Below are 14695 nucleotides of genomic sequence, written 5' to 3'. Positions count from 1 at the left end.
CCGGGCCGCGCCCTAGCCGCCTGAGACGTCGAGTTCGGCTGCGGCGATATCGCGGGTCTGCTCCGCGTCCATCTGGCGGCTGAGCAGCCAGTCCTTGGGCAACGCCGGCTTCTTGGGGGAGCCCGCACGCCCGCGCGGGCCTTCCGAGTCCGTTCCCGGATACGGCAAGTCCATGTCCAGTTGGTCCAGCAGTTCGCGCAGTACCTCGAGGGTCGGCACGGTGGCCAGTTTGGCGCGCAGTTCCCCGCCCACGACGTAGCCCTTGAAGTACCAGGCCATGTGCTTGCGGATCTCGCGCAGCGCCTTGTACTCGTCGTTGCCGAAGGTTTCGATCATGAGCTCGGCGTGGCGGTAGACGCCGTCGGCCACCTCGCGCAGCCCGGGACGATGGCGGTGATCGCTTCCCTCAAACGCGGCCTGGAGGTCGCCGAAGAGCCACGGGCGGCCCTGGCAGCCGCGGCCCACCACGACGCCGTCGATCCCGGTTTCGCGCACCATGCGGACGGCGTCTTCGGCGGACCAGATATCGCCGTTGCCCAGGACGGGAATGTCCGGGAGCGCCTCACGCAAGCGCGCGATGGCGGACCAGTCGGCCTGGCCGGAGTAGAACTGCGCGGCCGTGCGGCCGTGGAGCGCGACGGCGGCAACGCCGGAATCGCGGGCGATGCGTCCGGCGTCGAGGTACGTGAGGTGGTCCTCGTCAACGCCCTTGCGCATCTTGATGGTCAGCGGGATATCGCCCTTGGACGCTTCCTTGACGGCCGTCTGGACGATGGAGGTGAAAAGGTCGATCTTCCAGGGCAGTGCGGAGCCGCCGCCGCGCCGGGTGACCTTGGGCACGGGACAGCCGAAGTTGAGGTCGATGTGGTCCGCCCGGTCTTCTTCGACGAGCATGCGCACGGCCTGGCCCACGGTGACAGGATCCACGCCGTACAGCTGCACGGAACGGACCTTTTCGTCGTCGTCGTGGGAAATGATGCGCAACGATTCCGGGGTGCGCTCCACCAGGGCACGGGAGGTCACCATCTCCGCGACGTACAGGCCGCCGCCGTATTCACGGCACAGCCGGCGGAAAGCCGAGTTGGTGATTCCGGCCATCGGCGCAAGGATCACGGGGGTGTCCACGGTGATCCGGCCGAGCTGCAGCGGGGGCAGTTCGAGCTTGGGCGAAGGGGGCGTTGCTACTACAGTCACCCGTCCATTGTCTCAAAGCGGGGCAAATCGGATGGCCCGTCCGTTCTCGCGGCGCTTGCTAGAGCAGCCAGCCGTTGTCTTCGGCGATCCGCACAGCCTCGGCACGGGTCCGCCCGCCGGTCTTGGCCATCGCTGCGGACAGGTAGTTCCGCACGGTCCCTTCGGAAAGCATCGCCGACTTCGCGATATCGGCAACCGTGCCGCCGTCGGACGCTGCCTTGAGCACCTCCCCCTCACGTTCGGTCAACGGGCTGTCCCCCGCGGTCAAGGATTCCGCGGCGAGCACGGGGTCCACCACCCTGAGCCCCTGATGGACGCGGCGCACCGCTTCGGCCAATTGCCGCGCCGGCGTGTCCTTGACAACGAATCCGGCGGCGCCGGCCTGCATGGCGCGCTTGAGGTAGCCGGGCCGCCCGAACGTGGTGACCATGAGGACGCGGCACGACGGTGCGGCCCGCCGCACGGCCGCTGCCGCGCTGATCCCGTCGAGGCCGGGCATCTCGACGTCGAGCATCGCCACATCCGCGGAGTGCTCGACGACGGCGGCCGCCACCCCTGTCCCGTCGCCCAGTTCGGCGACCACCTCGATATCCGGCTCCAGGCCCAGCAAAGCGGCCAGTGCCCCGCGCACGAGTGCCTGGTCATCTGCGATCACCAATCGGATGCTCACACCTCCACCGCCAATCTGAACCCTCCCAGGTCACTTAAGCCAATGCTTACCGTTCCCCCGGCGGCACCCACGCGTTCGCGGATCCCGGCCAGTCCGTTCCCGGAGCGGCCCCCGGAACCCGGTCCGACGCCGTCGTCCTCCACCAGGACGCTCGACGCCGTCAACTGGACGCGGCAGCGCGCGGCACCGGAGTGCCGCACGACGTTGGTGATGCCTTCGCGCAGAACCCAGCCGAAGAGCTCCCGGTGGCGTGCCGGAACCTGCTCCACGGTTCCCGGCAATTCCGCGTCGATCCCGGCCGATTCCAAGGCCGTCCGGGCGACGGCGAGTTCCGCCAGGACGTTGACGCCGCGGTAACCGGCCACCGTGGCCCGGACGTCGGCGAGCGCACCCCGGGCCAGGTCCTGCACCGCTGAGATCTCGGCGGCCGCCCGGTCCCGGGCAGGGTGGTCGCCGGGGACGGTGTCCAGCATCCTGCCCGCCAACTCGGCCTTCACGGCGATGACCGTCAGGGAATGCCCCAGGATGTCGTGCATGTCCCGGGCCACGCGGCTGCGCTCCGCCGCCACGGCTGCGTCGGCCAGTTCAGTCTGCGCTTCCCTGAGCCGTGCTGTCTGCCGGATCAGCCGGGCGAAGGCGGACATCATGAGGCCGAGGGACAGGATGATCCCGGCCTGGAGCAGGGCCTGCTCCCCGTTGCCCGTCACCAGCTGCGTGGCGAAGGAGACGAGGGCCAACGCGACGATGAGGAAGAAATCGGTGCGCGGCGGAAGGGACGTCATCGCGATGGCGCAGGCGAGGAACGTCCAGGTCCACAAGGCTTCCCTTCCGATGATGAGGACCATCAGCCCGTTCAGCGCGAGCAGGATGCAGACGGACACGATGCCGGCGCGGACGCCCAGGCGCCAACTGACCTGGGGCAGGAAGACGTAGGCACCGAAGAACACGATCAACGACGCCGACGCCGCCATTTTCCAGGCCAGCGGCTCGTCCACGGACCACACGATGTTCCACGTCGGCCACGCCCAGAGGAGGATGGAGAGTCCCGCACCGATGAACCAGCCCCGTGGCCCGGGACCACGGAACATGGCTTTGCTGGTCATGCTGCCCACCCTGGCGGCCTGTTCACACACGTTTCGTGTCGCGGCGGAATGCCATGGCGGCCCCGGCCACGAAGATCGCGAGCCAGATGAGCACGTTGAGGATCCACGCCCAGTCGAACTCGCCGGTGATGGGGCTCCGGGCCAATTGCCCGATCCCGTAGGCGGGCGTGAACTTGGCGATGTTCCCGAAGGTCTCCCCCATGATTTCGATCGGCATGAACAGCCCACCGAGCATGGCAAGGATGGCAAGGGCCGGGCCGAGGATCTGCATGACGTTCTGGCTCGGCATGAGGTATCCGACGAACAAGCCGAGGGCCGCGAACACCAGGGAGCCCAGCCAGGCTACCAACCCTGCCGTCAGCCAGGTCCGGGCATCCATGGTGACACCTGCCAGGGCGCCGATGACGAACTGGGCCACGACGGCAACGAGGGACAGCGTCAGCGCGGCCATGGCTTTCACCGCGATATACGCACCGGGCAGGAGGGGCGTGAGGCGAAGCTGGCGGCTCCAGCCTTGGGCACGTTCCACTGCCACCTGGCTGCCGGCGCCGGTAGCGGCGGTCATCGCGGCGTAGACCGTGAGGCTGATAAGGATGTACTGGCCGTAGCTGTGCCCGTTGGGCAGGAGCTTGTCCTTGTTGGACAAGCCGAAAATGAAGAAGAAAACGGCCGGCATGAACACCGTGAAGATGATGGTCCGGCGGTTCCGGAGCATCCGCTTGATCTCGATCCACAGGAACGTGCGGTTGACCCCGCCGGCGGACGGTTTCCGTTCCTGGACGACTGCTGCCGTGCTCATACGAGGTCTCCTTCAAAAGTGATGCTCGTGGACTCCGGAACGGCATCGTCTCCGGTGAGGGCGACGAAAGCCTCCTCGAGGTTGTTGGCCGCCACTTCGACGTCGTGGGCGCCCGTGTTGTTGAGCAAGTACCGCACGACGGCGTCCGAGTCGCCCGTGCGGACGGTGAGGCGGCCGCCGTCGTAATCCATGCTTTCGACGGGCGGCAAGCCGGCCAGCAGTCCGCGTTCGGTTGCCGGAAGCGAAGCCTTGACGGTGCGGCCCGAGGCAAGGTTCTTGATCTGGGCGGCGGTGCCGTCCGCAACGATGCTGCCTTGCCGGACCAGGACGATCCTGTCCGCGTAGGCGTCGGCTTCTTCGAGGTAATGCGTGGCGAAGATGACGGTCCGTCCGCGCTGGGCGTCGGTCCTGATGGCGTTCCAGAAGTCTCGTCGTCCCGCGACATCCATGCCGGTGGTGGGCTCGTCCAGGATGAGCAATCCGGGATCGGAGACGAGGGCCATGGCGAAGCGCAGCCGCTGCTGCTGGCCGCCGGAGCACTTTTCGACCTTGCGGTCGGCAATCTCCAGGATGCCCGCCCGCGCCAGGACTTCGTCCACGGGGCGGGCGGAATCGAACATGGCGGCGTTGAGCTGTACGGTCTCGCGCACAGTGATGTCCCGCAGCAGGCCGCCGGTCTGCATCACCGCTGCCACCTGGCCGCGGGCGATCGCTCCCCGCGGAGTGTGGCCGAAGATTGAAACGCTTCCCTGGTCCGGGGCGCTCAATCCGAGGATCATGTCGATCGTGGTGGTCTTGCCCGCCCCGTTGGGACCGAGGAACGCCACCACCTCCCCCGGCTGCACGGTGAGGTCGAGGCCGCGTACGGCGTGGACCTTCCCGAAGCTCTTGTGCAGTCCGGCGGCGTGGACGGCCGGCACACTCGCTGTTGTCATGACTCTCCTTGGCTTGGTTTACTCCACTACCCATCAAAGCCGGGATCCGCGTCCGGCGCCGGGGCGTGTGTCACCAATGCGGGATGACAAATGTCATCGGGGGCTAGCGACGCTCGGCTTCCCTGCGTGCCCGCCTGGTCATGACAACGGCGGCGAGCTCGCCGGTGTCGAAGGATTCGAAGGCGTCGGCGGGCCCGGCGGCTTCAAGCTCCCGGACGTCGCCGTCGTCGTGGGCTGCTTCCGAAACCGCCGCGCCGGCGGCCCCGAGCCGCTTCGGACCGGTCGCCTTGACCACCAGGACTGCGATCAAGGTGGTCACCGGGATGGCCAGCACGAGGCCGATGGAGCCCACCAGCGTGCGGATGACTTCCTCGGACAACTCGGCACTGGTGAGGGCATCCACCAGCGGGCGGTCGTACAGCATGACAATGATCAGGATGGGCAGCGCGGCACCGGCGTAGGCGAAGGCGATGGTGTAGACCGTGGAGGCGATGTGGTCCCGGCCGATCCTCATGGCCGAGGTGAACAGCTTGCGCGCCCCGGTCTCCGGCGCCAGCTCGTAGAGTTCCCACACGGCCGCGGACTGGGTGATCGTCACGTCGTTGAGGACTCCAAGCCCGGAAATGATCAACCCGCACAGGATGATCCCGGAGAGCGAGATCTTGTCCGACATGTTGACGAGCGTGGCGCCCTCGCTCGTGGCGATCCCGGTCAGGTTGGCTGCATCCGTGGCCCAGGCGGCCAGCAGCGCCGTGATGCCGAGGCCGAAGATCGTGCCGAGCAACGCGGTGGAGGTCTTGGCCGAGAATCCGTGGGCGAAATAGATCACTCCCATCATGATGGCCGTGGAGCCGACCAAAGCCACGAGCAGCGGCGGTTTGCCTTCCACCAATCCCGGAAGCATGAAGCTGACCATCACCACGTAGGCCCCGGCCAGTCCGAGGAGCGCCCTGAAACCGCGCCAGCGCGCAACCGCGATGACCACCACGGCGTACAGGATCGCAAGGAGGGCCATCGGAACGGTCCGCACGAAGTCAAGGAAAACGTACGACGGCGAGCCGTTGCCTGCCGCTGCGCCCTGCACCCGGGAGAGGTTCAGGTAGCGGATGCTGTCCCCGGCTTTGACGCCGTGGGACTTGGCGACATCCGGGTTGATGACCACTTTCACGGGGCTGCCGCCGTTATCCGGCTGCGTCGACGCGAAGGTGCACTGGGACCCCTGCGGCTGTGTTCCGCTGCTTTGGTTTGTGCCGTTCGCCCCGTTCGCCCCGTTCGCTACCGGAGCCTGGGTCCCCTGCGTGCAGCTCTCTTGGGTGACGGATTGAATCTTGCCGGTATCGAACGTCACCCCGGGAGCAGCGGCGTACGGGCTCGCGAAGGTGATGCCCTCCTTGCTCCCGGACGGCCACATGAGCAGCATGGCAACGATCGTGAGCGCGGCAATCGGAGCCAACACGGCCACGAGGAGCCAGTTGGCCCGTTTGCGTGCCGCGAGCGCCGTCGGGCTTGGCTCGAAATTCTCGGTGTGTCCGTGTGAATGGCCGTGACCCATTAGCTGCAAAACCTCATGCCCACAAGCCTACGTGGGGCAGCCCGGTGTCCCGCCCAACTGAGTCGCATTTGTGGCCGTTTTGAGGGCTCAAAACGACAACAAATGCGAGTCAGTTGGGCCGGGTCCGCACCCGGGGTCAGGCGGGTTTGATGTTTTGGTTCACGTGGAAGAGGTTTCCGGGATCGTACTTGCCCTTGATGGTTTGCAGCCGCCCGTAATTGACCCCGTAGTTCTCACTGATCCTGCCTTGGTCGTCACCGTCCATGAAGCCGATGTAGCCTCCCGGCGAGGAGTACGGGCGCAATGCCGCGGCATAACTGCGCACCCAGTCGATGTTCGCCTCGTTGTCTGCGGGATCGTTCCACATGCAGGCGATCACGGGAGAGAATTTGACGCCGCGGTTGACGAACGCAGTGTCTGTCTGCCCCACGCGCTGCACCGCGCCGTCGATCGGATAGACGTGGACGGACGTCTGCACGCTGGGAACTTTGCTGCCGTACTCAAGATGGGCCGCGATGGCACCGTCGTTGAGTTCGGAGAGGAAGTCCGCTTTCCAGTAGGCCTGCATCCCTTTCGGAAGGAGCGGATCGAATGCCGAGTTGAGTACCGGGTACGGCATGGGTCCAACCAGCGAACCCGCCACGGGGGCAACGTCCAGGAAAGGCTGCCAGCAGGCTGTTCCTTCGGCAGGATCACCCGTCCACATGCCGATGACCACGCAGACTGGCTTCCCGTGCCATTCCTCGGGAAGGAACGGGACGGGAGGGCCCTGGTGGAAGCCTACGAACGCTCCGAATTCCTCAGGGGCGGTGTCCATGTAGTCGCGGTAGAACTTCGCGACGGTGTCGGCCTGCTCCATGCCGTAGATGATGATGGCCGCGTGGACCATGTCCACAGGATGCAGCTTGTATTCCAACGACGTCACCACACCGAAATTGCCTCCGCCGCCCCGCAACGCCCAGAAAAGGTCCTCGTTCCGGGTTTCGCTGGCGGTCAGGAATTTGCCGTCCGCAGTCACCACGTCAGCGGAGATCAGGTTGTCACAGGAAAGGCCGTGCTTGCGGGCGAGATAGCCGATGCCACCACCCAAGGTCAGGCCGGCGATGCCGGTGGATCCCACAATCCCACCGGTGGTTGCCAGCCCGAAGGCATGGGTGGCGTGGTTGAAGTCAGCCCAGGTTGTCCCCGCCTCGGCACGGGCCGTACCGGCTTCGGGGTCAACGCGGATTCCGGTTCGGTTGACGAAATCGATGACAAGGGCATCGTCCCAGGTCCCGAAACCGGGCGCGCTGTGGCCGCCGCCGCGAATGGCCAAGGGCAGGGAGTTGTCCCGGGCGAAGTTCACGCTCGCAATGACCTCCGCCACCTGGGCCACGCGGACGACCCCTGCCGGACGTTTGTCGATCATCCCGTTGTAAACGGCCCGGGCGGAATCATAGTCAGGATCACTTGGGGTGATGAGTTGCCCGCGGAGCTGTTTGCGCAGTCCGTCGAGGGCTGTTCCATTCATAGGTGTTACCGCCGATTCTCTTCATGAGACCGGATCCGTTCCACCCGCCGCCACCCCACCAGACCAACGGCCGGGGCTTACGTCGTTATGCCTACACCCACGCCGCGGACTCGTCAAGGGTTCGCGTTGACTCATTGAAAACCTCCGCGTAGCGGCGTGGTTCGCAGGTGTGGCGGCGGTTGGGGGCTATGCCCGTTTTCATGGAGCTAACGATGGCCCAGCGGCAAGCTGTGACGAAGAAGAAAGCCCTCGCCTATAAGGGTGCTGATCGTGCAGGGAAGTCCCGGATCCTGAACGAACTGGTCGAGCTGACCGGGTGGCACCGCGACTACGCCCGGGCGGCGTTGCGGGATGCCCTGGTGTTGAAGATCGTCAGACCACGCCCGGGCAGGACCCCGGTGTACGGGCCTGATCTGCTGCCGGCCCTCATCAAGTGCTGGGCCGTGCTGCGCGCCCCTGCCGGCAGGCTGCTGGCCCCGATGCTGCCTGTCCTGGTGCCGCTGCTGCGCCGGGACCGGGAGCTTGAGCTGACCGATGAACAGGCCGGACTGCTGATGCGGATGAGCGCAGCGACGATCGACCGGAAACTCGCCGGCGAACGGGCAAAACTTTTCCCGCGGGGAAGGTCCCATACCAAGCCGGGCACGCTGCTCAAATCCCAGATCCCGGTCCGCACCTGGGCCGAGTGGGATGACGCCGTCCCGGGGTTCGTGGAGATCGACCTGGTGGGCCACGAAGGAGGCAACAGCTTCGGGGAGTTCTGCTGCACCCTGACGGTGACGGACATCGCCACGGGCTGGACCGTGAACCGGTCGGTGCGGAACAAGGCCGCCAAATGGGTCTTCGAGGCCCTCGAACACGTCACTGCCGTGTTCCCGTTCCCCATCATCGGCATCGATTCAGACAACGGTTCCGAGTTCATCAACGAGCATCTGCTGGCCTACTGCCACGCGCACGAGATCACCTTCACCCGCTCCCGGCCCGGCAACAAAAACGACGGAGCCCACGTGGAGCAGAAGAACTGGGCCAGGGTCCGGGAACTGGTCGGCTACCTGCGCTACGACACCCCCGCGGAACTGGCCAAACTCAACGAGATCTGGGAGCTGGACCGTGTCCTCACCAACTACCTGCTGCCCCAGCAGAAGCTACTCTTCAAGCAGCGGCACGGCGCGAAAGTCACCAAGAAACACGACGCCCCCGCCACACCCCACCAACGCGCGATCCGGCATGAACGGATGCACAAACGCCCGGTCATCCAGATGAACGCCGCCTTCAAACGCATCAAGCCCGGAGCCCTCTCACGCCAGATACTGGCGCTCACCGGGCAACTGGAAACACTGGCCTTGGCCAAGAAACCAGCACCCCTCAAACCCGTCAACCGCGCCTGGAACCACTAGGCCTCGCGGAGGCACTTCACCGAGGCAACGAAACCACCCATCCGGAGGTTTTCAAATGAGTTGATCGGCCGCCTACCGGCCGCGCCACGGATGGAGGAAAATTCTATGGTCGCCCGGTGACCCCGCGTTGACTTGGTGCGGTTGGAGCCCGCAAATGAGTTTGGAGACCGGAGGCCGCCGACAGGAACTACTGATTGTTGCTTCGAGCACGTGAGTCAGACTCTTTCGTCCTGCAGGCCTCCCCGGGCGGCACCGCCGAGACAGACCGGGGAAGGGACGAGCGATGGAAGTGCTACAAGAACGGTGCGCCGCTTTGGACATCAGCAAGCGTGACGTCAAGGCATGTGTCCGGGCGCCGGACCCGCACCGGACGGGTAAAAGGCGGCAGGAAGTTCGAACCTTCGCGTCCATGACGAATGCTCTGCTGGAGTTAAAGGATTGGCTGATCAGCGAACGGGTCAGCGTGGTCACGATGGAAGCCACCGGCGACTATTGGAAACCCGCGTATTACCTGCTGGAGGACGCCGGGTTCGAGTTGATGCTGGTCAACGCCCGCGACGCCAAGGGGCTTCCGGGCCGCAAGACAGACGTCAGTGATTCAGCGTGGCTATGTCAGCTCACCGAATGCGGGCTACTGCGACCCTCGATGGTCCCACCCGAGCCGATCCGCCGACTGCGTGATCTCACCCGGTATCGGACCACCACGGTCCGGGAACGCAACCGGGAAGCGCAACGGCTGGAGAAGGTCCTCGAAGACGCTTGCGTGAAGCTCTCCGCGGTGGCCACCGACATCCTCGGGGTGTCCGGTCGAGCGATGATGCAGGCCCTCATCGAGGGTGAACGGGATCCACAGGTCCTCGCCGATCTGGCCAAACAGAAGCTGCGGCTCAAACACGATGCGTTGGTCGAGGCGCTGACAGGCCGTTTCACCGACCACCACGCGTTCCTCTGCGCAATCATCCTGCGCCGGATCGATGAACTGAGCGCCGTCATCGAGGAGGTGACCGCACGGATCGATACCGAACTCGCCCCGTTCGCTAACACGGTCGAGCATCTCGTGACCATCCCGGGGATCGACCGCAAAGGCGCCGCCGTGATCATCGCCGAGACCGGAGGTGACATGACCAGATTCCGGACCGCCGCGCACCTGGCCTCGTGGGCAGGAGTATGCCCTGGCAGCCACGAATCCGGCGGGATCAAGAAGCCAGGAGGCCGGCGAAACGGCAACAAAGCACTCGAAGCTGCCTTGGGCAACGCGGCGATGGGCGCAGCCCGGACCAAAAACACCTACCTACGCGAACGCTACTACCGCCTCGCTGCCAGACGAGGCAAACAACGAGCCATCGTCGCGATCGAGCATTCTCTCCTCACCGCGATCTGGCACATGCTCATGAACAACCTCGACTACCACGAACTCGGACCTGACCACTTCACCCGACGCGAGCCCGCCAACGTCATGCGCCGCATCACCAAACAAGCCAACGCACTCGGCCTCACCGTCCGATTCGACCCCATCCATCAGACCGCCGCAGCAACCTGAAACCACTCACCATCCATTTTCGAGTCAGGCAACGTATTACTCTTCCCGGAGGTATTGCAGTGAGGCAACAGGGGGTTCACCCAACTGGCTCGCAGTTGTTGTCGTTATGAGTGCCCATAACGACAACAACTGCGAGCCAGTTGGGCGGGGCGAGGGGAAGGGCGCTATTCGCTGACCACCAGGGTGTCCGCACCGCGGAGCTTCGCCTTGCCCAATTCCAGCAAGGGATCGACGACGGCGCACACGGCCGTCATGGAGTCGTCCACTTCGAGGAGCACGGGGTGCTGGTAGGCAATGAGCGCCAGCAGGTCACGGATTGCGGCGCGCGCTTCGTCGTCCTGCAGGAGCGGATCGTGCCCGAGGAACACTTCCGAGGGCCCGTCCGAGCTGCCCTGTGCATAGCTGATCGCGAAGGCCTGCAGCTTGCCCTTGCGGGTGGCCGGGACGCCCGAGCCAAAGGCACTCGCCTTCGGCGCGCGAAGCACAACCGCCCCGTGTGCCCCAGTCAGGTCGTCGAGGAACAGACGCTGCACGGTGGGGATGCCGAGCTCGCCGGGGTTGTCCCAGTGGTGCACGGCGGTGTAGTACCGGCCTACGACGTCGCTCAGTTCCACGGATCCCGTGGCGAGGTCTTCCACCTGCTCGGAAGCGGCTTCTTCGGAGCCGTCACCAAACACCGGAAGCCTGAGCGGTTCGGGATCAACCACCACGAGCCGGGAGCGCTGGATGGGCGCCAGCCCTGCCCACTCGGCGAAGGCGGCACCGGCCGTGCCTGGCTCCACTTTGCTGCGCAGCGCGGAAACGCCCGACGGCGACTGCTCGGCTTCGCGCCGCAGCATGGTCAGGAGCGTGGCCCCTATCCCGCTCCGGCGGTGGTCCTTGGCGACCTCGATGTAGGCCCAGAGGCGTTCCGGGTGCAGGGACGCCTCATGGACCACGCCCGCGGCCACCGGGATGCCGATGCCGTCGACGACGTCTTCCGCCACGATGCACCGGCGCCAAGGCTGGCCTTGACCACTGTTGCTCGACGGCGCCAGGGCTGCACGGAATTGCTGGGCCGGCAGGGTCTCGGGCCCACCCCACATCTCCAGGAGCGCGAGGTCGTCGCCCTCACGCCATTCGCGGTATTCGATGGACACGCTTAGGCGCCGATCAGCCGTGCGGCCAGGTAGCCCTCCACCTTGTCCAGGGAAACACGTTCCTGGCTCATGGTGTCGCGCTCGCGGATGGTCACGGCCTGGTCGTCAAGGGTGTCGAAGTCCACGGTGATGCAGAACGGGGTACCGATCTCGTCCTGGCGACGGTAGCGGCGGCCGATGGCGCCGGCGTCGTCGAAGTCGATGTTCCAGTTCTTGCGCAGCTGGGCGCCCAGGTCCTTCGCCTTCGGGGACAGGTCCTCGTTGCGGCTCAGGGGCAGCACAGCTGCCTTGACCGGTGCCAGGCGCGGATCGAGCTTCAGGACGGTGCGGACGTCGACGCCGCCCTTGGCGTTGGGTGCCTCGTCTTCCGTGTAGGCGTCCACAAGGAAGGCCATGAAGGAACGCGTCAGGCCGGCGGCCGGTTCAATGACGTACGGCGTGTAACGCTCGTTGGTGGCCTGGTTGAAGTAGCTGAGGTCCTGGCCGGACGCCTTCGAGTGGGTGGAGAGGTCGAAGTCGGTGCGGTTGGCGATGCCCTCGAGCTCGCCCCACTCGGAGCCTTGGAAACCGAAGCGGTACTCGATGTCCGTGGTGCCCTTGGAATAGTGGCTGAGCTTGTCCTGCGGGTGCTCGAAGAAGCGCAGGTTCTCCGGCCGGATGCCCAGACCGGTGTACCAGGACATGCGTTCCTTCATCCAGTACTGGTGCCATTCTTCGTCCGTGCCCGGTTCGACGAAGAATTCCATTTCCATCTGTTCGAACTCGCGGGTGCGGAAGATGAAGTTGCCCGGCGTGATCTCGTTGCGGAACGACTTGCCGATCTGGCCGATGCCGAAAGGCGGCTTCTTGCGGGACGTGGTCAGCACGTTGCTGAAGTTGACGAAGATGCCCTGCGCGGTTTCCGGGCGCAGGTAGTGCAGGCCTTCTTCGCTGGCCACGGGGCCCAGGAAGGTCTTGAGCAGGCCGGAGAACTCTTGCGGTTCGGTCCATTGGCCGCGGGTGCCGCAGTTGGCGCAGGCGATGTCCTTGAGGCCGTTTTCGGCGGGACGGCCCTTCTTTTCCGCGTACTCTTCCTCGAGGTGGTCGGCGCGGTAGCGCTTGTGGCAGGAAAGGCACTCGACGAGCGGGTCGGAGAACACCTCGACGTGGCCGGACGCTTCCCACACCTGGCGGGGCAGGATCACGGAGGAATCGAGGCCTACTACGTCTTCGCGGCCGCGGACAACGCTCTGCCACCATTGGCGTTTGATGTTTTCCTTGAGCTCGGCACCGAGGGGGCCGTAGTCCCATGCGGACCGGGAGCCACCATAGATTTCACCGGCCTGGAACACGAAGCCCCTCCGCTTGGAGAGGGAAATGACCTGGTCGAGGACGGATTTTGCTGCCATGGGTACTCCAATGTTTTACAGGGCCGCTGGGTGCGGTCCGTGGTTGTGCGCGAAGGTATTGCTGTGCAGGAAGCTGCGTGTCCTAGCCTACCGGCCTTTGGCCGCGGTCCTGCTTCCGGGACCGGCCCTAAAGGCTCTTCGAGGGACGGCGGGACGAGATCGCGCCCTTCGGCCAGGGCAACGTGGCCACGATGATGGCGAACAGCGTCAGCAGGGTGCCGAGGATCGTGGGGTACGCCACTACTGTTCCGGGAGCCGGCAGGACCAGGTCAAGCGCCAGCGATCCCAGCAGCTGCCCGGCGATCATCCCGAGCCCGGTGACCAGGACACCGAGGCTCCGGACCAACAAAGCAGCCAGGCCAATGAAGACGCACCCCATCGGCCCGCCCAGGTAGTACCACCATTCAGAAGGCAGGGCGTGGCCGGGACCAAGGAGCAACACTTTGATGAGCCAGGCAATCCAGAGAATCACCGTTCCGGCCACGAAATTGACGAGCGTTGCAGCGATCGGACTGCCGTAGTGCACGGTCGCAGTCCCGTTCATGGCCTGCTGGAAACTCATGAGGCAGCCCGCCACGACCGGCAACAGGATGGGGAGCAGCAAGGACCCGACGTCGCTGGCCGCCCCGAGGCGCGGCGACACGGCCCAGACGACGGCGGCGATCGTCAGGACGCTGCCGAGGATTCGGACTCCGGTGATCGAGCGTTTGCCGCCGGGCCCGATGCCGAGCCGGTCCACGAGTAGTCCGCTCAGGGTCTGGCCCGTCACTGCAGCGACCGTGAACAAGGCCACGCCAAGCAGGCCGACCGTGAACGATTGGGCGAAAACGAACAGCGCGCCAATGCCACCGGCCAGGACGTAGAACCGTGGAAAGCTCCGCTCCGTGAGGGCCGGCAGGATCCTTCGAAGGGCCGCGCGGCCTTTCGGCAGCACGAGTCCGATCGCGGCGATCAGTACCAGCCCGGTGGTGAAGCTCACGACGGCGGCCGCGATACCGTCGTCGAGCTTTGCCCCCAAGGCGCCGTTGATCCGGCCCTGGAGCGGAATCACGAGTCCGGTTGCCACGGCAAGGAGCAGCCCGGTGAGCAAGGGCAGGGGCGTACGGGAGGGACTTCCAGGCAAGGTGCGGGACGACTGCGGCATTTTCACCACCCTACTTCAGGCATCATTGCTTGTATGAGCAACCCGGAAATCGAAGAAATCCCCATCCGCGACGACATGATCCGGCTCGGCCAGCTCCTGAAGCTCGCCAACCTCGTGGAGGATGGCGTGGAAGCCACGGAACTCATCAAGAACGGCCTGGTCAAAGTCAACGGCGAGATCGATGATCGGCGCGGCCGCCAACTCCACGTGGGCGACACCGTGACCGTCAACGGTCAGACGGTGCGGATCACCACAGAGTCCTAGCAACGCGGGGTCACTTACGGCCCATTGCGCGCCTCGTCATGGGCCGCAAGTGACCCCGCG

Annotated in this window: 13 protein-coding genes; 3 read left to right on the top strand and 10 right to left on the bottom strand. The window is 65.5% G+C overall.

Going from position 1 to position 14695, the window contains the following annotated elements:
• Positions 1-12: 12 nt before the first annotated feature.
• The 7 genes from dusB to QRN45_RS12920 form a co-directional block, all read right to left on the bottom strand.
• Entirely contained in the window at positions 13-1194 is a 1182-nt protein-coding gene (dusB, locus tag QRN45_RS12950) for a tRNA dihydrouridine synthase DusB (RefSeq protein ID WP_284763630.1), read from the bottom strand.
• Positions 1195-1252: 58 nt separating this feature from the next.
• Complete coding sequence (locus QRN45_RS12945; protein ID WP_284763629.1) at positions 1253-1864, bottom strand: response regulator transcription factor; 612 nt, start codon at positions 1862-1864, stop codon at positions 1253-1255.
• Positions 1861-2967, bottom strand: a complete 1107-nt coding sequence (locus QRN45_RS12940; protein WP_284763628.1) for a sensor histidine kinase — start codon at positions 2965-2967, stop codon at positions 1861-1863. The genes QRN45_RS12945 and QRN45_RS12940 overlap by 4 nt, the downstream gene beginning before the upstream one ends.
• A gap of 22 nt (positions 2968-2989) precedes the next feature.
• A complete protein-coding gene (locus QRN45_RS12935) occupies positions 2990-3766 on the bottom strand; it encodes an ABC transporter permease (protein ID WP_241707893.1) in 777 nt (258 codons plus the stop codon).
• Positions 3763-4701 carry an ABC transporter ATP-binding protein gene (locus tag QRN45_RS12930; protein ID WP_241707894.1) on the bottom strand — a complete coding sequence of 313 codons (939 nt, stop codon included), beginning with the start codon at positions 4699-4701 and terminating at the stop codon, positions 3763-3765. Before QRN45_RS12930 ends, QRN45_RS12935 begins: the two co-directional genes overlap by 4 nt.
• Before the next feature lie 103 nt (positions 4702-4804).
• Complete coding sequence (locus QRN45_RS12925; protein ID WP_241707895.1) at positions 4805-6253, bottom strand: YibE/F family protein; 1449 nt, start codon at positions 6251-6253, stop codon at positions 4805-4807.
• 136 nt (positions 6254-6389) lie between these two features.
• Entirely contained in the window at positions 6390-7763 is a 1374-nt protein-coding gene (locus QRN45_RS12920) for an FAD-binding oxidoreductase (protein ID WP_284763627.1), read from the bottom strand.
• A 212-nt stretch (positions 7764-7975) separates the two neighbouring features.
• On the opposite strand from QRN45_RS12920, the gene QRN45_RS12915 reads away from it, so the two are divergent.
• Together QRN45_RS12915 and QRN45_RS12910 are read left to right on the top strand one after the other, a co-directional pair.
• Positions 7976-9160, top strand: a complete 1185-nt coding sequence (locus tag QRN45_RS12915; RefSeq protein ID WP_284763626.1) for an integrase catalytic domain-containing protein — start codon at positions 7976-7978, stop codon at positions 9158-9160.
• Positions 9161-9443: 283 nt separating this feature from the next.
• On the top strand, positions 9444-10700 hold the full coding sequence (locus QRN45_RS12910; RefSeq protein WP_284763625.1) for an IS110 family RNA-guided transposase: 1257 nt from the start codon (positions 9444-9446) through the stop codon (positions 10698-10700).
• 164 nt (positions 10701-10864) lie between these two features.
• Here the strand turns inward: QRN45_RS12910 and QRN45_RS12905 are convergent, their stop codons facing one another.
• The 3 genes from QRN45_RS12905 to QRN45_RS12895 all read right to left on the bottom strand — a co-directional run bounded on the left by QRN45_RS12905 (position 10865) and on the right by QRN45_RS12895 (position 14371).
• A complete protein-coding gene (locus tag QRN45_RS12905; protein ID WP_241707897.1) occupies positions 10865-11839 on the bottom strand; it encodes a GNAT family N-acetyltransferase in 975 nt (324 codons plus the stop codon).
• 2 nt (positions 11840-11841) lie between these two features.
• Positions 11842-13227: a glycine--tRNA ligase gene (locus QRN45_RS12900; RefSeq protein WP_241707898.1), complete on the bottom strand. Its 1386-nt coding sequence runs from the start codon at positions 13225-13227 to the stop codon at positions 11842-11844.
• Between the two features lie 127 nt (positions 13228-13354).
• Positions 13355-14371, bottom strand: a complete 1017-nt coding sequence (locus tag QRN45_RS12895) for a DMT family transporter (protein ID WP_241707899.1) — start codon at positions 14369-14371, stop codon at positions 13355-13357.
• Positions 14372-14404: 33 nt separating this feature from the next.
• Here QRN45_RS12895 and QRN45_RS12890 point away from each other — a divergent pair, with 33 nt between their 5' ends.
• A complete protein-coding gene (locus QRN45_RS12890) occupies positions 14405-14635 on the top strand; it encodes an RNA-binding S4 domain-containing protein (protein WP_078105795.1) in 231 nt (76 codons plus the stop codon).
• Positions 14636-14695: the final 60 nt, after the last annotated feature.

It is taken from the genome of Arthrobacter sp. efr-133-R2A-63 (genome assembly GCF_030209795.1).
GTDB classification, from domain to species: domain Bacteria; phylum Actinomycetota; class Actinomycetes; order Actinomycetales; family Micrococcaceae; genus Arthrobacter; species Arthrobacter bambusae_A.
This window is presented reverse-complemented; position numbering and strand designations above follow the sequence as displayed.